Source organism: Cellulomonas sp. GbtcB1, assembly GCF_019091725.1.
GTDB lineage: Bacteria > Actinomycetota > Actinomycetes > Actinomycetales > Cellulomonadaceae > Cellulomonas.
Genome location: NZ_JAGXJG010000067.1, coordinates 1 through 21,391, shown reverse-complemented (window position 1 = coordinate 21,391; position 21,391 = coordinate 1). Strand labels below are relative to the sequence as shown.

18 protein-coding genes are annotated in these 21,391 nt (G+C 74.1%); 7 read left to right on the top strand and 11 right to left on the bottom strand.

Annotated features, from left to right (window positions below):
- The first annotated feature begins 148 nt into the window (after window positions 1–148).
- The 3 genes from KVT14_RS17980 to KVT14_RS17970 are packed head-to-tail and all read left to right on the top strand — an operon-like array spanning window position 149 to window position 4,231.
- Window positions 149–2,551 (top strand): glycoside hydrolase family 3 C-terminal domain-containing protein, encoded by a 2,403-nt coding sequence (locus KVT14_RS17980; protein ID WP_217616918.1) that lies wholly within the window; start codon window positions 149–151, stop codon window positions 2,549–2,551.
- Window positions 2,552–2,576: 25 nt separating this feature from the next.
- A complete protein-coding gene (locus tag KVT14_RS17975) occupies window positions 2,577–3,215 on the top strand; it encodes a hypothetical protein (protein ID WP_217616917.1) in 639 nt (212 codons plus the stop codon).
- Window positions 3,212–4,231, top strand: coding sequence for a glycosyltransferase family 2 protein (locus tag KVT14_RS17970; RefSeq protein WP_217616916.1), 1,020 nt, complete (start codon window positions 3,212–3,214; stop codon window positions 4,229–4,231). Before KVT14_RS17975 ends, KVT14_RS17970 begins: the two co-directional genes overlap by 4 nt.
- Before the next feature lie 7 nt (window positions 4,232–4,238).
- Here KVT14_RS17970 and KVT14_RS17965 read toward each other — a convergent pair whose 3' ends face one another.
- Window positions 4,239–4,952 (bottom strand): phosphoribosyltransferase, encoded by a 714-nt coding sequence (locus KVT14_RS17965; RefSeq protein ID WP_217616915.1) that lies wholly within the window; start codon window positions 4,950–4,952, stop codon window positions 4,239–4,241.
- A 182-nt stretch (window positions 4,953–5,134) separates the two neighbouring features.
- Window positions 5,135–5,911 carry an SDR family NAD(P)-dependent oxidoreductase gene (locus tag KVT14_RS17960; protein WP_217616914.1) on the bottom strand — a complete coding sequence of 259 codons (777 nt, stop codon included), beginning with the start codon at window positions 5,909–5,911 and terminating at the stop codon, window positions 5,135–5,137.
- A 267-nt stretch (window positions 5,912–6,178) separates the two neighbouring features.
- Here KVT14_RS17960 and KVT14_RS17955 point away from each other — a divergent pair, with 267 nt between their 5' ends.
- Window positions 6,179–7,285 carry a GntR family transcriptional regulator gene (locus KVT14_RS17955; protein ID WP_217616913.1) on the top strand — a complete coding sequence of 369 codons (1,107 nt, stop codon included), beginning with the start codon at window positions 6,179–6,181 and terminating at the stop codon, window positions 7,283–7,285.
- 37 nt (window positions 7,286–7,322) lie between these two features.
- Here KVT14_RS17955 and KVT14_RS17950 read toward each other — a convergent pair whose 3' ends face one another.
- The 5 genes from KVT14_RS17950 to KVT14_RS17930 all read right to left on the bottom strand — a co-directional run bounded on the left by KVT14_RS17950 (window position 7,323) and on the right by KVT14_RS17930 (window position 13,126).
- Entirely contained in the window at window positions 7,323–8,441 is a 1,119-nt protein-coding gene (locus KVT14_RS17950; protein WP_217616912.1) for a glycoside hydrolase family 76 protein, read from the bottom strand.
- 83 nt (window positions 8,442–8,524) lie between these two features.
- The gene (locus KVT14_RS17945; protein ID WP_217616911.1) at window positions 8,525–9,799 is read right to left on the bottom strand and encodes an ABC transporter substrate-binding protein; all 1,275 of its coding nucleotides are present in this window, start codon (window positions 9,797–9,799) and stop codon (window positions 8,525–8,527) included.
- 62 nt (window positions 9,800–9,861) lie between these two features.
- On the bottom strand, window positions 9,862–10,797 hold the full coding sequence (locus KVT14_RS17940) for a carbohydrate ABC transporter permease (protein ID WP_217616910.1): 936 nt from the start codon (window positions 10,795–10,797) through the stop codon (window positions 9,862–9,864).
- Window positions 10,794–11,786 carry a sugar ABC transporter permease gene (locus tag KVT14_RS17935; RefSeq protein WP_308161147.1) on the bottom strand — a complete coding sequence of 331 codons (993 nt, stop codon included), beginning with the start codon at window positions 11,784–11,786 and terminating at the stop codon, window positions 10,794–10,796. Before KVT14_RS17935 ends, KVT14_RS17940 begins: the two co-directional genes overlap by 4 nt.
- Window positions 11,783–13,126 carry a glycoside hydrolase family 125 protein gene (locus KVT14_RS17930; RefSeq protein ID WP_217616909.1) on the bottom strand — a complete coding sequence of 448 codons (1,344 nt, stop codon included), beginning with the start codon at window positions 13,124–13,126 and terminating at the stop codon, window positions 11,783–11,785. The genes KVT14_RS17935 and KVT14_RS17930 overlap by 4 nt, the downstream gene beginning before the upstream one ends.
- A 200-nt stretch (window positions 13,127–13,326) precedes the next feature.
- Here KVT14_RS17930 and KVT14_RS17925 point away from each other — a divergent pair, with 200 nt between their 5' ends.
- The gene (locus tag KVT14_RS17925) at window positions 13,327–15,156 is read left to right on the top strand and encodes a glycoside hydrolase family 76 protein (protein ID WP_217616908.1); all 1,830 of its coding nucleotides are present in this window, start codon (window positions 13,327–13,329) and stop codon (window positions 15,154–15,156) included.
- 150 nt (window positions 15,157–15,306) lie between these two features.
- Here KVT14_RS17925 and KVT14_RS17920 read toward each other — a convergent pair whose 3' ends face one another.
- The 4 genes from KVT14_RS17920 to KVT14_RS17905 all read right to left on the bottom strand — a co-directional run bounded on the left by KVT14_RS17920 (window position 15,307) and on the right by KVT14_RS17905 (window position 19,150).
- The gene (locus KVT14_RS17920) at window positions 15,307–15,672 is read right to left on the bottom strand and encodes a hypothetical protein (RefSeq protein WP_217616907.1); all 366 of its coding nucleotides are present in this window, start codon (window positions 15,670–15,672) and stop codon (window positions 15,307–15,309) included.
- On the bottom strand, window positions 15,653–16,294 hold the full coding sequence (locus KVT14_RS17915; protein WP_217616906.1) for a signal peptidase I: 642 nt from the start codon (window positions 16,292–16,294) through the stop codon (window positions 15,653–15,655). Before KVT14_RS17915 ends, KVT14_RS17920 begins: the two co-directional genes overlap by 20 nt.
- Before the next feature lie 118 nt (window positions 16,295–16,412).
- Window positions 16,413–17,054, bottom strand: coding sequence for a hypothetical protein (locus tag KVT14_RS17910; protein ID WP_217616905.1), 642 nt, complete (start codon window positions 17,052–17,054; stop codon window positions 16,413–16,415).
- An 83-nt stretch (window positions 17,055–17,137) separates the two neighbouring features.
- Window positions 17,138–19,150 (bottom strand): EAL domain-containing protein, encoded by a 2,013-nt coding sequence (locus tag KVT14_RS17905; RefSeq protein WP_308161146.1) that lies wholly within the window; start codon window positions 19,148–19,150, stop codon window positions 17,138–17,140.
- A gap of 225 nt (window positions 19,151–19,375) precedes the next feature.
- Here KVT14_RS17905 and KVT14_RS17900 point away from each other — a divergent pair, with 225 nt between their 5' ends.
- Complete coding sequence (locus KVT14_RS17900; protein ID WP_217616904.1) at window positions 19,376–20,044, top strand: PilZ domain-containing protein; 669 nt, start codon at window positions 19,376–19,378, stop codon at window positions 20,042–20,044.
- A 76-nt stretch (window positions 20,045–20,120) separates the two neighbouring features.
- The coding region (locus KVT14_RS17895; protein WP_217616903.1) for a DEAD/DEAH box helicase at window positions 20,121–21,391 on the top strand (1,271 nt) is incomplete at its 3' end.

Genomic DNA, 21,391 nt, shown 5'->3' with positions numbered 1-21,391 from the left:
GGGCCCAGACCCGCCGGGTTCCCGGGGGCCACCCCCCCCCGGCCCCCCCCCCCGGGGCGGCCATTCCCCCCCCCTCCCGCCCCGGCGACCGGGGCCGCGACCCCGGACCCCCGAACCACCGCCACGCCGCACCACCGCCGAGGACGTCATGATCGAGAACCTGACCCTGCTGGAGAAGGCCGCCCTGCTCACCGGCAAGACGGTCTGGGAGACCCACGACCTGCCGCGGCACTCGGTGCGTTCGATCTGGCTGGCGGACGGCCCGCACGGCGTGCGCAAGCAGACCGGCGCCGCGGACCACCTCGGCATCGCCGAGTCGCAGCCGGCGACCTGCTTCCCGACGGCCGCGGCCGTGGCGAACACCTGGGACCCCGAGCTGGCCGAGGAGGTCGGCCGGGCGCTCGGCGCCGAGGCCGCCGCCCAGGACGTCGACGTGCTGCTCGGCCCGGGCCTGAACATCAAAAGGTCCCCGCTGGGCGGGCGCAACTTCGAGTACTTCTCCGAGGACCCGCTGCTGGCCGGGCGGATGGCCGCCGGGTACGTGCGCGGCATCCAGTCCGCCGGCGTCGCCGCCTGCCCCAAGCACTACGCCGCGAACTCCCAGGAGCTGCGCCGGATGGCGTCGGACTCCGTGGTCGACGAGCGGACGCTGCGGGAGATCTACCTGACCGCCTTCGGCATCGTCGTCGAGACCGCGCGGCCGCGGACGATCATGTCGTCCTACAACCTGGTGAACGGCACCTACGCCCACGAGGACCCGTTCCTGCTCGGCACCGTGCTGCGCGACGAGTGGGGCTTCGACGGCGCGGTCATCTCCGACTGGGGCGGCTCGAACGACGTCGTCGCCGCGGCGGCCGCGGGCGGGACGCTCGAGATGCCGGCGGCCGGGCTGGACTCGGCGCGGCAGCTCGTCGCCGCGGTGCGAGACGGCCGGCTGGCCGAGGCCGACCTCGACGCGCGCGCCGCCGAGGTGCTGCGGCTGGTGGCCGACGCCCGCGAGCCCGGCACGGCCCCGGCCGTCGACGACGCCGCGCACCACGCGCTGGCCCGCCGGGTCGCGGCCCGCTCCGCGGTGCTGCTCAAGAACGAGGACGCGATCCTGCCGCTCGCGGCCGGGACCCGGGTCGCGGTGATCGGCGACTTCGCGCGCACCCCGCGCTACCAGGGCGCCGGCTCCTCGGCCGTGAACCCGACCCGCCTGGACTCGGTCCTCGACGTGATCGGCGACTCCGGGCTGGAGATGACGTCGTTCGCGCCCGGCTTCCGGCGCAACGGCACCCCCGACGCCGCGCTGCGCGCCGAGGCCGTCGAGGCGGCCCGCGGCGCCGACGTCGCCCTGCTGTTCCTCGGCCTGGACGAGATCGCCGAGTCCGAGGGCCTGGACCGGTCGACCCTCACGCTGCACGCGGCGCAGACCGAGCTGCTCGAGGCCGTGCACGCCGCGAACCCGCGCACCGTCGTGGTGCTGGCCGCCGGTGGCGTCGTCGAGATGCCGTGGCTCGGCTCCGCGCAGGCGCTGGTGCACGGCTACCTGTCCGGCCAGGCCGGCGCGGGCGCGCTGCTCGACGTGCTGACCGGTGCCGCGAACCCGGCCGGGCGGCTCGCCGAGACCGTGCCGGTGCGGCTGTCCGACACCCCGACCGCGGACACGTTCCCCGGGCAGCAGCGGACCGCCGAGTACCGAGAGGGCCTGTTCGTCGGCTACCGGTACTACACGACCGCGGGCGTCCCGGTGACGTTCCCGTTCGGCTTCGGGCTGTCGTACACCTCGTTCGCGTACTCCGGTCTGACCGCGACGGCCGACGCGGCCACGGTGACCGTGACCAACACGGGCGCCGTCGCGGGCTCGGACGTGGTGCAGGTCTACGTGCGGCGCGAGACGCCGGGCGTGCACCGGCCGGACCGCACGCTCGCCGGGTTCGCCCGGGTCGAGCTCGCCCCGGGGGAGTCGAGCACCGTGACCGTCCCCCTGGGCGACGCGGCGTTCCGGCACTTCGACGTGGGCACCGGGGCGTGGCAGGTCGAGCGCGGCACCTGGACCGTGCTCGCCGGTGCGAACGTCGCGGACCTGACCGAGAAGGCCACCGTCGAGGTGGCGGGGACCGTCCCGCCGGTGGCGGAGGACCCGGTCCCGGTCCGGTACCGCACCGGCGACGTCCGGCACGTGCCCGACGCCGACTTCGCGGCGCTGCTCGGCCGGCCGGTCCCGCCGGCCTCCTGGTCCGGGCCGCTCGGCGTGAACGACGCGCTCGGCCGGATGCAGACCGCGCGCAGCCCGCTCGCGCGCCTGGCGTACCGCGTGCTCGCGCTGCTGCGCGACCGCGCCGACCGCAAGGGCAAGCCCGACCTCAACATCCTGTTCCTGCTCAACATGCCGTTCCGGGCCATCGGGAAGATGACCAACGGCATGGTCAGCGCCGAGATGGTGGACGGCATCGTCCGCATCGTCAACGGCCACTTCTTCGCCGGCGCCGGCGCCACGATCCGCGGGTTCCTCCGCAACCGCCGCGCCAACCGCGAGACCGCGCGCCAGCTGCGCGGCGACGCCTGACCTCCTGGAAGAGAGACCCGCTCGTATGTTCACCCGTCTCAAGGACGCCTGGGGCCGGTTCGCCACCAAGCGGCCGGGCGTCGCCCAGTTCGTCGTCTTCTTCGTGCTGAGCAACGGCATCACCGTGCTGCAGCTCGCGCTCATGCCGCTCATCAAGTGGCTGTTCGGCATGACGTCGCTGGTCGACACCTCGTTCCAGGTCTGGCCGATCGGCTCCAACCCGGACGGCTCGCAGTACTTCGTCTTCGACTACGCCGAGGGTGCCCTCCCGGGCGGCGGTGGCGGCCTGGCATACTTCCTGGCCGTGCAGATCACCCTGCTGATCGCCCAGGTCATCAACTTCTTCGCCCAGCGCAACATCACGTTCAAGTCGAACTCGTCGGTCGCCAAGGCCGCGACCTGGTACGCCATCGCCTACGTGATCATCACGATCGCCGCGGCCGCGCTGCAGGGCCTGTACAAGGCGCCGATCTACGACCTGTTCATCGACACCTGGGGCCTCGGCGGCACCGGCGAGACGCTGGCCGACTTCGTCACGATGATCATCAACGCGGCGATCTCGTTCTGGGTGTTCTTCCCGATCTTCAAGGTCATCTTCAAGCAGGTCCCCGAGGACGCGGCGCCGGCCGCAGCCGCGGACGCCACGGAGGTGCGCTCGGCGTGAGCACCCCCGTCCTGACCGTCGTCGTCCCCGCGTACAACGCGGAGCCGTACCTCGCGCGCGCCCTCGACTCCCTGGTGGGGCCGGACGGCGTCGAGGTGCTGGTCGTCGACGACGGCTCGACGGACGGGACCGCGGCGCTCGCCCGGCGGTACGAAGCCGCGCACCCCGGCACCGTGCGGCTGATCTCGAAGCCGAACGGCGGCCACGGGTCGGCGATCAACGCGGGGCTGGCCGAGGCGCGCGGCGCGTACCTCAAGGTCGTGGACGCGGACGACTGGGTGGACGGTCCGGCGCTCGCGTCGGTGCTGGCCACCCTGCGCGGGTTCCTCGACGCCGACCGGCCGGTCGACCTGCTGGTGTCGAACTTCGTGTACGAGAAGGTCGGCAAGCGCACCAAGACCGTCGTGCGGTACCAGGGCGCGCTGCCCGCCGGGCGGGTGCTGCACTGGGGGCAGACCCGGCGGTTCGCCAAGCGCCAGTACCTGATGATGCACGCGCTGACCTACCGGACCGCCGTGCTGCGCGAGGCGGGCCTGGTGCTGCCGGAGCACACGTTCTACGTCGACAACCTGTACGCGCTGGTGCCGCTCGCGCACGTGTCGACGCTGTACTACCTGGACGTCGACCTGTACCGGTACTTCATCGGGCGCTCGGACCAGTCGGTGCAGGAGGCCGTGATGATCCGGCGCATCGACCAGCAGCTGCGGGTCAACCGGCTCATGCTCGAGCACCTGTCGCGGGTGCGGGTGGCCGACCGGCGGCTGCGGGCGTACCGGCTGCACTACGTCGAGATCATCTGCGCCGTGTCGTCGATCCTGCTCATCCGGGCGGGCACGCGCGGGCACCTGGCGGAGAAGGACCGGCTGTGGTCCGAGCTCCGGGCGCAGGACCCGTGGCTGTACCGCAAGGTGCGCTGGTCGGTGCTCGGGCAGATCTCGAACCTGCCCGGGCCCGCGGGGCGCCGGGTGTCGGTGCTCGCGTACCGGGTCGCGCAGCGGGCGATCGGCTTCAGCTGACCCGCGCCTAGGCCGGCCGGGCGGCGCGGGCCGCCCGCAGCAGGGCCGCCACCTCGTCGTCGCGCGGCGGCGCGAAGTCCGCGTACTCCAGCCCCACCGCCTGGAACCGCGCCGGCGACCGGAGGCACACCAGCTCGTCGGCCTCGTCGGCCAGCACGGCGGCCGTGTCGGGCGGGCACACCGGCAGCGCCACGACGACCCGCGCCGCGCCGCCCCGGCGCAGCGCCGCCACCGCCGCGCGGACCGTCGACCCGGTCGCCGCCCCGTCGTCGACCACGACCACCGCCCGCCCCGCCACGGGCAGCGCGGGCAGGTCGCGCCGGAAGGCCGCCTCGCGCCGCCGCAGCTCGACGAGCTCCGCCGCGCGCACCGCGTCGAGCACCGCAGCCGGCACCCGGGCCGCGCGCAGCACCGGCTCGTGCCGCACCTCCACCACCTCGCCGCCCAGCCCGGCGAGCGCGCCCATCGCGAGCTCCGGCTGCCGCGGCAGGCCGAGCTTGCGCACCACCAGCACGTCGAGCGGCGCCCGGAGCGCCTCGGCGACCGGGACGGCCACGGGCACGCCGCCACGGGGGAGCGCGAGCACGACGACGCCCGGCCGGGCGGGCGCGGACGGTTCAGGAGTGGGCCTGGCGGGAGCAGAGGCCCTGGCAGAGGCCGCGAGCCGCCCCGCGAGCGCGGCGCCCGCCTGCGCCCGGTCCGCGAACGGCTCCCGACCCATGGTGCCCCCGACGCTACGCGCCCCGGCGCCCGACCGGTGCGCGTGCGGCCCCGCGCCCGGGCGCCTCGACCGGTCACATCGACGTCGTCACATCCTCGTGAGGTCGTCACGTCCTGGTGAGGTCGTCACTCACGTGTGCCGACCTCACGAGCTCGTGCCGACCTCACGCGCTCGTCACGCCCTCAGCGCTGCATGACCGAGCCGCACGTCAGGTCGAGGATCGCGCCGGTGACGGCGCCGGCCCGGTCCGACGCCGCGAACGCCGCCGCGTCCGCTACCTGCTGCAGCGTCGGCATCCGGCCGAGGGCCGTGCCGTCGGTCATGAACCGCTCCGCCTCCCGCGCCGCCGGGGTCCGCTCGCCCCACGTCTCCGGCAGGGCGTCGGGCCGCAGGCAGACCACCCGCACCCCGTGCCGCCCGACCTCGCCCGCCAGCGAGCGGGTCAGCTCCTCGACCGCCGCGCACGCCACGCCGAACCCGCCGGTCGCGTGGAACCGCCGGTCCCGGCCCGCCAGCGCCGCCGCCGAGGTGGACAGCGTGAGGATCGCCCCCGAGCCCGCCTCCGTCATCCGGCGCGCCGCTGCGGTGGCGGTGCAGAACTGCGAGCGCAGGCCCGTCATCGCGGGCAGCAGGAAGTCGTCGACCGGCATCTCGCGCAGCGGCGTCCCCTGGAGGTCGCCGCGCAGGCTGGTCGCGTTCAGGCTGACGTCCAGCCTGCCGTGCTCGGCGACCACGGCGCCGACGTGCGCGTCCACGGCCTCGGGGTCCGCCGCGTCCACGACGGCGACCTCGACGTGCCCGCCGGCGCGCCGGACGTCGTCGGCGACCGCGTCCAGCGGGTCGCGCCGGCGGCCCACGAGCACCACGTGCGCGCCCTCCCGCGCGAACGTCCGGGCGGTCGCGCCGCCGACCGCGCCGGCCGCCCCGTAGACGACCGCGATCCTGTCCTCGAGCAGCATGCCCACCCCGTCCGTCGGGCGGGGCCGCTCCGTCGCGTCCCCGCTGCGCGCCAGTCTGCCGCGCCACGCCCAGGCCGCGCCGAGGTTGCAGCAGATGCGGGGTTCCGGGGCGGTGAACCCCGCATCTGCTGCGATCTCGGCGGCGGCGAGGGTGGCGGGGCAGCGCGGGGCAGCGCGGTGGGGCAGGGGCGACGGCGCGTTGCACCCCGAGCGGCGTCGTAGGCGGATACATTGAATATGCTTGAACGACATCGACGGAGGTCACGCGTGGTGCTCTACCGGCAGGTCTACGACGCGCTGCGCGATCGCATCGGGGACGGCACGTACGCGGTGGGCGACCGGCTGCCGTCCGAGGCCGAGCTGTCCCAGGAGTACGTGGTCAGCGCCATCACGGTGAAGCGCGCGCTCGACCTGCTGCGGGCCGACGGCCTGATCGTCCGGCGGCCGCGGCTCGGCACCTTCGTCACCAGCGCGCAGCCGACGACCCCGCAGGCCGCGGGCGCGGTGCCGGCCCGCCCGCTGATCGGGTGCGTGGTGACGAACTTCGACGACACGTTCGGCAGCCGCGTGCTGGAGGGGCTGCTGGCCGGCGCGGGCACCGACGACCACCTCGTGCTCATGCGGTCGTCGGGCGACGTCGACGTGGAGGACGCGAGCATCCGGTCGCTCCTGGACGCGGGGGTCTCGGGACTCGTGCTGCAGCCGTCGTCGTCGGAGTACATCCCGCCGGCGGCGCTCGAGCTGGTGACGCGCCGGTTCCCGCTGGTGATCCTGGACCGCGTGTACGACGGCATCCCGGTGTCGGCGGTGCGCTCGGACAACCTCGCGGGCGCGATCGCGGCGACGGCGCACCTCTTCGAGCTCGGCCACACCAGCGTCGGGTTCGTGAGCGCCGCCAGCCACGTGTCGACGAGCGAGGAGCGGCGCAACGGCTGGGTGCACGCCCACGCCGCGTTCCACCGGACGCTCGACGGCACGGCGGAGCTGCGGGAGATCGGGTCCACCGTGCCCGGCAGCACGGTCACCAAGGACGAGGACGTGGACCGCCTGGTGGAGTTCGTCCGCGCGCACCCGCACGTGACCGGCTACCTGGCGGCCGAGTACAACATCGCGCTCCTGCTGCGCGAGGCGTGCCGGCGGCTGGGGCTGGGCGTGCCGGACGACGTCTCGGTGGTGTGCTTCGACCATCCCGACGCGGCGTTCGACGACGGCCTGTTCCGGTTCACCCACGTGCGCCAGCAGCAGCGGGCGCTCGGCGAGCGCGCGATCGAGGGCGTCCGACGGCAGCGTGCGGACCCCCGCACGGTCGACAAGGTGATGCTGCCGACGGAGCTGGTGCCGGGGGAGTCGACGGCGCCCCCGCCGACCCGCTGAGCGGACCGACGGGGGCGTGGCGTGGAGCGGCGCGGCGTCAGCCGGCCGCGGCGACCCGGTCCGCGGGCGCACCCGCGGGATCCGGGTAGCCGGCTTCGACTCGCCAGCGCTGCTCGAGCGCCATGATCGCGCTGAGCGCGGTCGAGTACGGGATCGGCTCGTCGGTCGGGCGGCTCCAGTCGTTGCCCGGCCGCAGGACGCCGTCGTGCACGCCGTGCTCGACCAGGGCGTCGGTGCCGGCGCGGACGAACCCTTCGAGGGCGACCCGGTCCGGGGACCCGGCCGGCAGGTGCGGCAGCAGCGTGCCGAGGTAGCGGTAGTACACGCCCTTGAACAGCCCCTCGTCGCCGCCGTCGCCCTCGTCGCGGAACACGGCGCCGTCGCTCAGCTCGGCGACCGCGGTCCGCGCGGTGCGGGTCGCGCGGTCGAGCGCGGTCGCGTCGCCGGTGGCCCGCCACCACTCGACCAGGGCGCCGACGTAGAGGCCCTGGTTGTAGGTGAACCGCCACTGCACGTCCACCCGGCCGTCGCCCTCGCGGTTGATGCCGTCCTCGACGAACCCGTCGGGGCCGACCAGCGTGCGCTCCAGCCAGGCGAGCGCCGTACCGGCGTGCTCCCGGAAGTCGCGGGTGCCCGGCGGCAGCGCCCCCTCCAGCCGCAGCGCGAGGATCACCAGCGGGCCGTTGGCCGGGGTGTTCTTGTAGGCGAGCTGCTGCTTGCGCCACGCCAGGCTGGTGCCCTGGTGGTCGTTCCAGCCGTGCTCGACCACGTGGTCCCAGATGGCCAGGGCGTCGTCGCGGTACCGCGGGTCGCCGCCGGCCTCGTGCAGCCGGAGCAGGGCGAGGCCGAACCACAGCATGTCGTCGAAGTAGTCGTTGAACAGCGACCCGCCGTTCCGCTCGACGACGTTGCGCGCGGTCTCGGCTGCGCGGTCGAGCCACGCGGGGTCGCCGGTGCGGGCCCAGGCGTCGACGCGGGCGTCCACCACGTGTGCGAGCCACCAGTAGTTGAAGGTGTCCGGGGTGCCGGTGCCGGCGGGGTGGCTGTTGTGGAGGTGCTGCGGCCAGGGCGCGCCGAACAGGTCGTCCAGGCTCCGCTGGGCGAGGTCGGCGAGGTCGGCGGACCGGCTCTGGCCGGGGTGGTCGGTCGTCGTCATGCGGGGTGTCCGTCCGGGTGTCGAGGGGTGGTCGGGCCCGGCCCGCGCCGCCGCGAGGGGCGACGCGGGCCGGGGGTGCCGCGTCAGCGCGCGGCGGCGAGCAGGGCGTCGCCCTGCTCCTGGGCCTGGCGGAGCGCCTGCTCGGCCGAGAGCTCGCCGGCCATGAACTGCTCGAGGGCGGGCACCAGCGCCTTGCCCTCGACGTCCGAGAAGCCCTCGACGCTCGGCCGGACCTGGGCGTAGTCCATGGTCTCGATGAACGCCGCGTACCGGGGGTCCTCGGTGAAGAACGGGTCGTTCGCCGCCTCGACGTTCGCCGGGATCCAGCCCGAGATCTCGCCGAACGCGACGCCGTTCTCCGGCTGGGTCGTCCACCAGCGCATGAACTCCCAGGCGCCCTCGGGGTTCTTCGCGCCCTCCGGGATGACGAGGCCGAAGCCGCCCATGTAGGCGCCCGGGCCGGCCGGCCCGCTGGGCGGCTGCACCACGGAGTACTCGAGCCCGTCGACCTGGTCCAGCGTGGCGAGCGCCCACGGCCCGTCGAGCTTCATCGCGACGGTGCTCTCGGCGAACGGGTCGGTGCCGTCGCCGAACCCGAGCTCGTACACGCCCTCGTCCATCAGGTCCTGCCACAGGGCGAGCACCTCCAGCCCCTCGGGGCTGTTGAAGGCCGTCTCGGTCTCGTCGTCGTTCAGCAACGAGCCGCCGGCCTGGGTGAGGAACATGTTGAACAGGCCGGGGTCGCTCAGGTCGAAGCCCGCGCGCTCGAGCGTGCCGCCGTCCCGCTGGGTCAGCGCCACCGCTGCCGCCTTGAGCTCGTCCCAGGTGGTCGGCGCGGTGACGCCGGCCTCGTCGAGCGCCGTCTGGTTGACCAGCAGCGACCGGTTGTCGACCAGCAGCGGCAGGCCGTACAGGGCGCCCTCGACCTCCATCTCGCCGAGCGCGGGTGCGTAGAACGCCTCCAGGTCGACGTCGTCCGCGGCGACCATGTCGTCGATCGGCGCCAGGGCGCCCTTCGGGGCGTACAGCGACGTCTGGTAGCGGTCCCAGAGCACGACGTCCGGCACGGCGCCGCCGGCGAGGGCGGTCAGCAGCTTCTCCTCGACGAGGCCCTGGGACACGTACTCGACCTCGTAGTCGTCCTGCGAGGCGTTGAACGCGGCGGCCTGCTCCTCGAGCTGGGCGACCTGGTCGCCGGACCAGGAACCCCAGAACACGACGGGCTCGGGGCCGTCGCCGGAGCCGGTCCCGCCGCCGGAGCCGGTCCCGCCGCCGTCGCCACCGCCGCTGCTGCAGGCGGTGACGGTGAGCAGGGACGCGAGCGCCAGGGCGACGCCGGTGGTGGTAGATCTCCTCATCGAGCTCTCCTCAGGGATGGGTCGGGGCGTGCGGGGGTCAGGGAGGTGGGAGGGGGAGGGCGTCACTTGCTGCCGACGTGGGCGACGCCCTCGATGATCCAGCGCTGCGCGACCAGGAAGACCAGCAGCACGGGCAGGCTGGCGACGACCGTCCCGGCCATCAGCGGGCCGAACGCGGTCTCGTAGTCGTTGACGAACGACGACAGCCCGACCTGGACGGTCATCATCGACGGGTCGTTCAGCACGATCAGCGGCCAGAGGAAGTTGTTCCAGCCCGCCTGGAACGACAGGATGCCCAGCACGGCCAGGCCGGCGCGGGCCAGCGGGAAGTACACCTGCACGAAGATGCGGAACTCGCTCGCGCCGTCGATGCGCGCGGCCTCGCCGAGCTCGTCCGGCAGCGTCTCGAAGAACTGCTTCATGAAGAACACCGCGAACGCCCCGGCCGCGCCGGGCACGATCACCGCCGCGTAGGTGTTGAGCAGGCCGAGCCCGCCCTGGCCGAGCAGGTCGTTCCCGCCGACCAGCGGGAAGTGCCGCAGGATCAGGAACGTCGGGATCATCGTGACGATGCCCGGGATCATCAGTGACGACAGGAACAGCGCGAACACACCGGCGCGGCCCCGGAACCGGAGCTTGGCGAGCGCGTAGCCGCCGAGCCCGCCGAAGAACACGTTCGTCACCGCCCCGCCGATCCCGAGGACCAGGGAGTTGACGAAGTACCGGCCGAACGGCACGTCCTGGAACACCCGCGCGAAGTTGTCGAGCGTCGGGTTGTCGGGGATGAGCGACAGCGCGCCGGACAGGATCTCGGTGGCCGGCTTGAACGCCGTCGCCAGGGTCCAGACGAGCGGCGCGACCATGACGACCGCCAGGACCGTGACGGCCACGTACCAGACCGCGGCCCCGAGCCGTCGGCGGCGGGAGCGCGGCCGCGGGCGGGCGGTCGGCGGGGTCGGCGCGGCGGCGGGCGCCGGGCGCTCGGCGACGGCGGTCATCGGGCGGCCACCGTGCTCGGCGCCGCGGCGGGCACACGCCGTCTGCGGACGCGGCCGCTGTCGCCCGGCCGATTCAGCCGCGCGTTGACCAGCGAGAACACCAGGATGATGAGGAATAGCACGAACGACAGCGCCGAGGCGTAGCCCATCTCCAGCGAGCCGAAGCCCTTGTTGTAGATGTAGTAGACCATCGTCACCGTCGAGTTCCCGGGGCCGCCCTTGGTGAGGACGTACGCCTGGTCGAACACCTGGAACGCCCCGATGATCAGCAGAGTCGAGACGAGGAACGTGGTGCGCGTGAGCGACGGCAGCGTCACGTACCGGAACTGCTGCCACAGGTTCGCGCCGTCCAGGCGGGCCGCCTCGTAGAGGTCGCCGGGCACGCCCTGCAGGCCGCCCAGGAAGATGATCATGTTCGTGCCGAACCCGGCCCACACGCTCATCAGGACGATCGCGGTCATCGCCCACTGGGAGTCGTAGAGCCAGCGCGGGCCGTCGATGCCGAACCAGCCGAGCGCGACGTTGAGCAGACCCTTCTGCGGGTTGAGCAGCCAGTACCAGATGGTCGCGGTGGCGACCGTGGACGAGACCACCGGGATGTAGAACAGGGTCCGGAACAGCCGGACGGCCCGGTACGAGCGGTTGAGCAGCAGCGCGGTCCCCAGGGCGACGACGAGCCCGAGCGGCACGTACATCAGCGTGTACCGGGCGGTGTTCCGCAGCGCCGTCCAGAAGAAGGCGTCGTCCCAGATGCGCGCGTAGTTCTCCCAGCCGACCCAGGCGGTGTCGCCGATGATCGCGTAGTCGGTGAGGCTGATGACCGCGGCCATGCCCATCGGCAGCAGCATGAACACCACGAACAGCGCGAGCGGCACGGCGAGGAACCACCAGCCGGCGCGGCGCATCTGCCGCGCCGTGGCGCTGACCGGCCGCTGCGCGGGTGCTCGCCGCGGCGCCCGCGCGGGCGCGGCGGCCACCGCCCCGGTCACGACGCGCTCCCGGCGACGGCTCGCGGCGCGGGCGTGGGGCGGGCGGCGGCGCGCAGCCCGGCGACCTGCAGCACGAGCTCGCAGAACATCGCGTCGGCCCAGGAGAACCACTCGCGCGTGAACCGCGTCGGGTCGTCCTTGTGGAACGACTCGTGCGTCGACCCGGTGCCGGCGTCGGTGGCCAGCAGGGTGTTCAGCAGCCGCGCGCGCTCGGCGTCGTCGGTGCTGGTGAGGCCCTCGAGCGCCAGCGCGATCGGCCAGATGTGGTCGGGCGGGGTGTGCGGGCTGCCGAGCCCGCGCGCCGCGGTCCCCACGAGGTACGTGGGGTTGTCCGGGCTGAGCACGAACTCCCGGGTGGCCAGGTACAGCGGGTCCTCCGGGGAGCACCACCCGAGGTAGGGCAGCGACAGCAGGCTGGGCACGTTGGCGTCGTCCATCAGCAGCGCGCCGCCGAGCCCGTCGACCTCGTACGCGTAGATCGCGCCGTGTCCCGCGACCTCGACGACGCCGTGCTCGGCGATGCCGCGCTCCAGCTCGGCGCGCAGCGCGCGGGCCTCGGCGGCGAGGTCGGGGTCGCCGAGGACGTCGTCGGCCGCGTCGGCGACGTCCGCCAGCACGACGGACGCGAACGCGTTCCCCGGGACGAGGTACCCGTACCGGCACGCGTCGTCGCTCGGACGGAACCCGGACCAGGACATCCCGGTGACCGCGGTCGGTGTCCCGCGCCCGTCGCGGACCAGGGTGTCCGACGGCGGGCAGTCGTCCCGCTCGAACCGGTACGGCGAGCGGGCCTCGTGGTCCTGCTCGGTGCGCCACAGCGCGATGGTCGCCCGCGCGGCGGCGCGGTACCGCTCGTCGAGGTGGTCGGTGCGGCCGGTCACCCGCCGGATGTCCGCGGCGAGGTGCAGCGGCGCGCAGAGCGAGTCGATCTCGTACTTGCGCTCCCACACCCACGGCGACTGCTGCGTGCGGTCGCCCGCGTGCCCGGCGCCGGTCGGGCCGGCGTTGAACGCGTTCGCGTACGGGTCGCGGGCGACCTGGTCCAGCTGCCGCCGGTTCACCGCGACCAGCAGGTCGGCCACCTCGGCGTGGTCGCCCGCGACGTGCAGGTAAGGCGCGAGCTGGGCGCTCGAGTCCCGCAGCCACATCGCCGGGATGTCCCCGGTGACCACGAACGCCGTGCCGTCGGGCTGGGGCTGCACCGTGCGGCGCAGCGTGTCGCCGTAGGCGGCCTCGAACCGCTGTGCCGTGGTCGCGTCGGTGCGCTCCCGGACGGCGGTGCCGACCTCGCGGACGAGGTCCTCGATCCATCGAGCCACGTGCTCCTCCGTCTTCGTCATCGAACCGCCGCACCGTCGCGACGGGAGTGAGCATGTTGAATATATGTGACGGACCAGTTGCGGCGCAACGGTGCCCGCGCGCGACGTTGCGACGCGAGACCTCGCACCACATCAGCGCCTAGTTCGGAGCAGCAGGGTTGACTCGGCGTCGATGAGTTGCCACGGTGGATTCAATATACGTAGAGCTCGAGGAGGAGCCCATGCGTCAGAAGATCCGCCGTCGACCCGTCCTGCAGGTCGCGGCCGCGCTCGCGGTCGCCGCCCCGCTCGCACTCGCCCCAGCCGCCCCGGCCGTCGCCCTGACCGCCGATCAGGCCACCGAGGCGTTCGACGCCTTCGTGGACGCCTACTGGGACCCCGGCGCCGAGTACTTCTTCACCTACAGCGACCACCAGGTGCACGCCGAGCACGCGCACGGACCGCAGGGCGGGCTCTACACCGACTACTGGTGGGAGGCGCAGCTCTGGGAGATGGTCATGGACCGCTACCAGCGCACCGGCGACCCGGAGGCGCGGGCGATGATCGACGACGTCTACGACGGGTTCCGCACCGCCTACCCCGACCCGCTGGCCAACGACTGGAACGACGACATCGGCTGGTGGGCGCTGGGCAGCACGCGCGCGTACGAGCTGACCGGCGACGAACGCTACCTCGCGGCCGCGGAGGACCTGTTCGCGTTCGTCTCCGCGCACGAGGACGACACGTACGGCGGCGGCATCTGGTGGAAGAACGTGGACGTCGGCGACGGCGCGCGGAACCAGAAGAACGTCGCGACGAACGCGCCCGCGGTGGTGACGGCTATGCGGCTGTACGCCGCCACCGGCGAACCCGCCTACCGGGACACGGCGGTCCGGCTGTACGACTGGCTCGACGACGGGTTCCACCGCAACGGGCAGCTGCGCGACCACGTCGAGGGCGACGGCACCTACGTCGACTGGGACTGGACCTACAACCAGGGGACCTTCGCCGCCGCCGCGCTCGAGATGTACCGCGACACCGGTGACGCCGCGTACCTCGACGACGCGACGGGTGCCGTGGACTGGGCGGTCGCGCACCTGACCTCCTCCGGCACGTTCCTCCGAGAGGGCGTCGACGACGCCGGCGGCTTCAGGGCGGTGCTGACGCGTGCCGTGCGGGCACTGGTCGACGAGGCGGGTCAGGTGCAGTACGAGGCAGTGCTCACCGCGAACGCGTCCCAGGCGGCGCGGCAGGTCAACGCGCAGGGGATCGGCGGCTACGACTGGACGGCGCCGGCGCCGGACCTCGGCACGACGGCGATCCAGAGCCTGGCGGCGGCGGCGACGGTCGCCGTCCTCCAGCACGCGGAGCCGGACGGCAGCACCGGTGTCGTCGAGGGCACCGGCGAGTACCAGGCCGAGAACGCCGAGCGGTCGGGGATGGGTTCCGAGAGCAGCTCCGACGGGTACACCGGCCGGGGCTATCTCGCGGGCTGGGTGGACGACGGCAGCGCGGTCACCTTCCACGTCCACGTGGCGGAGGCCCGGGAGTACCCGCTCGCGCTCCGCTATGCCGCGGGGGCGGGCGCGGCCACACGGTCGCTCGTCGTGAACGGGGCGGCGACGTCCGTCCGGTTCCCCGGGACGAGCTCGTGGGCCGACTGGCGCGAGGTGACGGTGGAGGTGCCGCTCGCTGCCGGCCACAACACCGTCGTGCTGGCGGTCGACGCCTCCGCAGGGGACGGCAACTACCTGAACCTCGACCGGCTCGTCGTGCCGCTGGGGGCCGGACTCGACCCGGAGCCCGTGCCCGACCCGGCGCCCGTGCCCGACCCGGAGCCCGTGCCCGACCCGGCGCCCTTCCCGGATCCGGGTGCGGGCGGGGCGGCCGGCGTCCGGGCGTCGGACGGCGGGCCGGAGGGGGTCGTGGCATCGGGATCCCGGGGTGCGCCGACCGTGGCGCTCGCGGGCACGGGCGCCTCGGTCGCGAGCGCGGTCCTGATCGCCGCCGCGCTGGCCGGTGCGGGGGTGGCCCTGCTGCGCCGGAGCGCGCGGGCCTGCCGCGGCGACTGACGTCCCGACCGAGCCGCCGAGTCTCCGGATCGCGCCTCCGTCGCACCTGAACGGTGCAGACGCAGACCGGAGACTCGGCGGCGGCGGCGGTGCGGCGGCGCGGAGGCGCGGCGGAGGTCGCGGGCGCGGTCGTACGACGCCGCGGGCGCGTCAGGGGAGCGGGGTCGGCTCGTCCAGCCCGGCGGTCGGGGCGTCCGTCGGGGCCGGCGTCGCGCCGTCCGTCGGGGTGATCGTGATCGTGATGGTCACCGTCGCGGTCGAGCCGAACTGCGCCGACGCGAACCCTGCGGCCGGGCCGATGAGGGCGGCGCCGACCAGGAGCGTCGCCAGGACCAGCCGGCCCCAGCGGCCGAGCAGCGGCGCCTCGCCCGCGTCCGGCGCCGCGGTCGCCCCGCTGGCCGCGCCCGCCCCGCCTGCCGCGCCCGCCCCGCTCGTCGCGCTGCCAGCACTCGCCGCGCCACGGGCCGCCTCCTGCGCCCCCGCCGCGGGGCGCCGGTCAGCCGAGGAGGAGCGCATCGTCGTGCCGCTCGCGCGCGGAGGGTCGGCGTTCGCCGGCGGCGCGCCGCGCCCGCCGGTCGTCGAGCAGGGACAGCACCTCGAGCGTGGCCAGCGCCGCGAGCGGCGGCACCAGCATCACGGCCCGCCCCTGCGCCGAGCCCGCCCAGTCGAGCACCCAGCCCCAGCGCGGGTAGACGTCGAGGATGATGCCGCGGACCTGGCTCAGCGGGGTGGCGTTCGGGTCGGGCTCGGTGTTGGCGTCGCCCTTGGTGTAGATGTACGGCCGGGTCAGGGCGTCGCCGGTCTCGGGGTCGTAGGCCTGGACCATGCGGCCGCTGGCGGCGTCCTGCTGGAGGACGGGCAGGTTGCGCAGCGCGATGATCCGGTGGGTCACGAGCTGGTCGCCGCCGGCGGGCCAGAACGTCGCGACCTGGCCGACGCGCAGCTGCGACGGGTCGTCGATCCGGCGCATGACCACGGCGTCGCCGGCGTCGAACGACCCCTGCTCGGGGCCGGACATCGAGCCGGACGTGACGATGAGCAGGCGCTGGCCGTTGGCCTGGAACCACAGCGGGACCGCGAGCGAGGTGGCGTAGGCGAGGCCGCAGACGACGATGACGGTCCACAGGGCCGTGCGCACCGCGCGGCGGCCCCTCGACTGGGGGGTGGCGTGCCGCGGCCGCTCCGGGTGGGGTGCCCGGCGCTCGACCGTGGGGGCCGGCCTCCTGCTCATCTGCGTCTCAGCGCCTCCGGCGGGATCAGCGGTGCGGGTCGGTGCGGTCCTGCTCGGCGACGAACGTCAGCTGCAGGTCGGCCGACGCCTCCTGGTACTCGTTGCCGATCTCCTGCGGGACCGACACGCGGACGCACAGGTCCTCGGCCGCGGAGGAGTACAGCGACCGGTCGACCGGGACGATCTCGGTCGCGGTCGTCGCGAGGCCGGCGCCCGAGGAGCCGATCGGCGCGGCACCGGCGAGCCCGGCCTCGGTGCACTGCGCCGCGGGCACGGCGAAGACGTCGAGCGACAGCGTCGCCGCGAGGTTCTTGGCGTCGCTGGTGGCGGCGTACTGCACGCCGTAGACCAGGGCGAGCGAGCCCGCGTTGGTGACGGTGACCGGGCTGTAGACCTCGTCGCCGGGGGCGAGGTTGCCGGGCGGCAGCGCGAACGCGGCGTCCTCGCCGGCCTCGATGTCGACGGAGCCCGTGATGATGCCGGAGCGCCCGGCGTCGTCGTTGTCCGTGAAGATCGCGGAGGTCACCAGGGAGGTCATGCCGAGCGCGGCCATGCCGAGGATCCCGACGGTCGCGACCAGGCGGCGGCGCCGCGCCGGGTCCCGCCGCGGCGGCGGGGGCGTGATCATCTCGCGGAGCAGCTCGTCCATCCGGGTGGTCATCCTCACGGGTGATCGGAACGGGTGTTACCAGGGCCTATCGGACGAATGGTGACGCACCTTGAGGCGTTCTGCCCGTTTCTGGAGTGAAGTCACGTGACGGCGTGTCGCGAGGCGGGGTCACGCGGGAGGTCCTCGGGCCGCAACCGGTCCGGCGCGACCGCGGGGGAGTAGAGGTAGCCCTGGGCCTGGTCGACCGTCAGCCGGCGCAGCAGCTCGGCGGTGGTGGTGTCCTCGACGCCCTCGGCGACCACCTGGAGCCCGAACGAGTGCGCCAGGTCGACCATCGCCTTGACGATGACCTCGGAGCCCTCGCCGCCGCGGGCGGTGAGGTCGGCGACGAACAGCCGGTCGATCTTCAGGCCGTGGACGGGCAGGTCGCGCAGCTGGGAGATCGAGGTGTTGCCGATGCCGAAGTCGTCGATCGAGACCCGGACGCCGGTGTCGCCCAGCCGCTGCAGCACGGGGACGACGCGGGACGGGTCGCTGACCAGGGCGGTCTCGGTGATCTCGGCCTCGAGCAGCTCCGCCGGGACGTCGTGCCGGGCGAGGAGGTCCTCGATGACCTCGACGACCGCGTGCGAGGTGACGTCGTGCGCGGACAGGTTCACCGCGACCGGGACGGGGTCGCCCTGGGTGCGCCAGGCGGCGAGCTGGGCGACGGCGACGCGCAGGGCGTACCGGGTGAGGTCGTGGATGAGGCCGGACTGCTCGGCGAGCGGCACGAACAGGTCGGGCGGCAGCATCCCGCGGGTGGGGTGCCGCCAGCGCATCAGGGCCTCGAGCCCGACGGTGCGGCCGGTGCGCAGGTCGATCTTCGGCTGGTAGTGCAGCTCCAGCTCGTCGTCGACGCCGAGCGCGCGGTGCAGGTCGCCGAGCAGGACGAGGCGTGCCGGGGAGGAGTCGTCCTCCTCGGGCGAGTACACGGACACCCCGAGCCGGTGCGTCTTGGCGGTGTACATCGCGACGTCGGCCATCCGCATGAGCGACGAGGCGTCGTCGGCGTGGTCGGGCAGGCAGGCGACGCCGATCGAGGTGTCGACGTGCAGGGCGAGGTCGCCGAGCATGAACGGCGGCACGAACAGCTGGCGCACCCGGCGGGCGGCGGCGTCCGCGTCGGCGACCGACCGGACGTCGGTGAGGACGATGGCGAACTCGTCCCCGCCGAGCCGCGCCACCATGTCGTGCTCGCGCAGCGCGCCGCGCAGCCGCTGGGCGACCTGCTCGAGCAGCTCGTCGCCGCGGTCGTGGCCGAGCGAGTCGTTGATGTCCTTGAACCGGTCGACGTCGAGCAGCGCCAGCCCGACCGTCGTCCCGGCGGCCTCGGCCTCGGCGATCGACCGCTCGAGCTTGTCGCCCAGCATCCGGCGGTTCGGCAGCCCGGTGAGCGAGTCGATCAGCGCCAGCCGCGCGTTCTCCAGGGCCGAGGACTGCAGCCGGCGCGACGCGTTCCACACCGTGCGGAACAGCAGCACCCAGAGCAGCGCCAGCCCCCCGACGACCACGAGGGTGACCGTGCGGGTGGCGCTGGTGACCGCGTCGGTCGTGCCCTGGTAGTCGAGCATCACCTCGGCGGCGCCGACCACGACCCCGTCGTGCCGCACCGGGACGTACACGTCGAGCAGCGTCGACTCCGAGCCGCCGAACTCCTCGCCCCGGACCTCGGTGACGACCCGCGCGTCGGGCTCGCGCTGCCGGACCGCGGCGTCGAGCCGCTCGCCGTCGGGGAACCCGGTGGCGTCGGCCTGCGAGTCGTACAGCAGCGTCGAGTCCACGGTCCACAGTCGCAGCCGGCGGAGCTCGCGGAAACCGGCGACCTGCTCCGACACCGCGGCGGCCTGCTCGGGCGCGAGCACGCCGACGGTGAAGGCCTCCTCGGGCACGGACGACGAGGCGTACGACTCGATGCTGCGGGCCAGGGCGATCCCGTCACGCTGGGCCTGCTCGCGCATGACGTTGCCGGTGACCCACACGAGCGCGGCGCCGAGCGCGAGCATGGCGACGATGCTGACGACGGCGAAGTACCGGGTCAGGGGCCAGCGCCGGGTCGCGGTGGGCAGCTCAGCCTCGAATGCTCGGAGGGTCGGGCCGGCGCGGGTCCGCACCGGTCTCGGGCCGAGGGTAGGGGCCACTGCCGGAAATGGCGAGAAGATCCGCGTTGTGGCGTTACGTCGGATTTGCCCGAGCGTGGCGGGCGGGCGCGCCGGCAGCGGGTGAGAAGCTGTCGCGACACGGATCCCCACCCGTTCGGATCACGTGCGGGCGTCCGGGCCCGGGGTACCGTCGCCCCACCCACGCCCTGTTCACCCCCCTCGGACGGATCTGCCTGCATGCACGAGCTCGCGCTCTGCTCGGTCGAGCACGACGGCCACGCCGTCCTCAGCGGCTACGTCCGCACCTTCGAGGACGGCGTGCTCTGGGCGGGCTTCGAGGGGATCGTGCGGGGCGTCGCCGAGGGCGACGTCTACCTGCTCCGGGTGCTCGACGACGCGCGCGGCGAGTGCGTGTACCAGGGCGAGGTCGCGCGCATCACCGCGGACACGGTCGCGTTCGTCGGGGTCGAGCTGCTCTCGACGCTGCAGAAGCGCGCGGTCGCGCGGGTGGCGGTGCACGTCGAGGTGCAGGGCTTCGCGCGGCTCGCGGCGGTGCCGGACGAGCACGAGCACGACAACGGAGCCACCCCCGCGGCGGAGGCGGAGGCGGTCGACGGCGAGGCCGAGGAGGTTCCGTTCGTCTTCACCGTCCTCGACGTCTCCGCGCACGGGATGCGTATGATGAGCCAGACCGAGCTGCCCGTGGGCAGCGAGGTGAGGTTCGTCTTCCCCGAGCTGTCCGCCGCGTTCTGGCTGCAGGCGGTCGTCGTCCGTGCCCAGCCCTCGCGCTCCGGGACGCACTACGGCTGCCGGTTCGTGGAGACCTCCGACCGGGAGACGGACGAGCTGTTCTCCTACGTCCTGCGCACGCAGGGCGCCCTGCGCCGCCAGCAGAAGCTCGCCTGACCGAGCCGCCGGCGCCGGTCGCCGCCCCGCGCGCAGCGGCCGCGGACCCCGACCACCGCCGGAAAGGCGCCCCTTCATGCCTCGCTTCACCGACCTCGGTGTGCCCGCCGCCCTCGCGCAGTCCCTCGCGCAGCGCGGGATCACCGACCCGTTCCCCATCCAGACGGCCACGCTGCCCGACACGCTCGCCGGGCGCGACGTGCTCGGCCGCGGCCGCACCGGCTCGGGCAAGACCCTCGCGTTCTCGCTGCCGGTGGTCACGCGCCTCGCCGACTCGAAGGCCCAGCGCGCCAAGGCCCGCCCGCGCGCGCTGATCCTCGCGCCGACCCGCGAGCTCGCCACCCAGATCCACGCGACCATCGAGCCGCTCGCCGCCACCGCGGGCCTGTCGTCGACCACAGTGTTCGGCGGCGTCGCGCAGAGCCGCCAGGTCAGCGCCCTGAACGGCGGCATCGACATCCTCGTCGCCTGCCCCGGCCGGCTCGAGGACCTCATCAAGCAGGGCTTGTGCTCGCTCGACGCGGTGGAGATCACCGTGCTCGACGAGGCGGACCACATGGCCGACCTCGGGTTCCTGCCGGTCGTGAAGCGGCTGCTCGACAAGACCCCGCGCGGCGGTCAGCGCCTGCTGTTCTCGGCGACGCTCGACAACGGCGTGGACACGCTGGTGAAGCGGTACCTCGACAGGCCGACGACGCACTCGGTCGACCCCGAGGTCGCGCCGGTGTCGACCATGACGCACCACGTGCTCGCCGTCGCCGACGCGGACGCCAAGAAGGAGGTCGTGCGCGAGCTCGCCTCCGGCACCGGCCGCCGCGTCCTGTTCACCCGCACCAAGCACCAGGCCAAGAAGCTCGCCAAGCAGCTCACCCAGGACGGCATCCCCGCCGTGGACCTGCAGGGCAACCTCGGCCAGGGCGCCCGCGAGCGGAACCTCGCGGCGTTCACCTCGGGCGAGGTCAAGGTCCTGGTCGCGACCGACATCGCGGCGCGCGGCATCCACGTCGACGACGTCGAGCTCGTCGTGCACGTCGACCCGCCGGCCGAGCACAAGGCGTACCTGCACCGCTCCGGCCGCACCGCCCGCGCGGGCTCCGGCGGCGACGTCGTCACCGTGATGCTGCCCGAGCAGGCCGGCGACGTCCGCGACCTGACCCGCAAGGCGAAGATCACCGTCACCCCGCAGCGCGTCGCGCCGGGCTCGCCGGTGATCGCGGCGCTCGTCGGCGAGGTGGCGGCGCACGTCGCGCCGGCGCCGGTCGCGGCGCCCGCGCAGCCGTCCCGGTCGCGGGGCGGTTCGGGCGGCCGCGCTGATGCGCAAGGAGGCCGAGGCGGCGGCGGCGGCCG

Excerpts from the sequence above, each read along its gene's own strand:
- KVT14_RS17980 (WP_217616918.1), top strand. The coding sequence starts at position 149 with ATGATCGAGAACCTGACCCTGCTGGAGAAGGCCGCCCTGCTCACCGGC.
- KVT14_RS17975 (WP_217616917.1), top strand. The coding sequence starts at position 2,577 with ATGTTCACCCGTCTCAAGGACGCCTGGGGCCGGTTCGCCACCAAGCGG.
- KVT14_RS17965 (WP_217616915.1), bottom strand. The coding sequence starts at position 4,952 with ATGGGTCGGGAGCCGTTCGCGGACCGGGCGCAGGCGGGCGCCGCGCTC.
- KVT14_RS17960 (WP_217616914.1), bottom strand. The coding sequence starts at position 5,911 with ATGCTGCTCGAGGACAGGATCGCGGTCGTCTACGGGGCGGCCGGCGCG.
- KVT14_RS17950 (WP_217616912.1), bottom strand. The coding sequence starts at position 8,441 with ATGACGACGACCGACCACCCCGGCCAGAGCCGGTCCGCCGACCTCGCC.
- KVT14_RS17945 (WP_217616911.1), bottom strand. The coding sequence starts at position 9,799 with ATGAGGAGATCTACCACCACCGGCGTCGCCCTGGCGCTCGCGTCCCTG.
- KVT14_RS17940 (WP_217616910.1), bottom strand. The coding sequence starts at position 10,797 with ATGACCGCCGTCGCCGAGCGCCCGGCGCCCGCCGCCGCGCCGACCCCG.
- KVT14_RS17930 (WP_217616909.1), bottom strand. The coding sequence starts at position 13,126 with ATGACGAAGACGGAGGAGCACGTGGCTCGATGGATCGAGGACCTCGTC.
- KVT14_RS17925 (WP_217616908.1), top strand. The coding sequence starts at position 13,327 with ATGCGTCAGAAGATCCGCCGTCGACCCGTCCTGCAGGTCGCGGCCGCG.
- KVT14_RS17920 (WP_217616907.1), bottom strand. The coding sequence starts at position 15,672 with ATGCGCTCCTCCTCGGCTGACCGGCGCCCCGCGGCGGGGGCGCAGGAG.
- KVT14_RS17900 (WP_217616904.1), top strand. The coding sequence starts at position 19,376 with ATGCACGAGCTCGCGCTCTGCTCGGTCGAGCACGACGGCCACGCCGTC.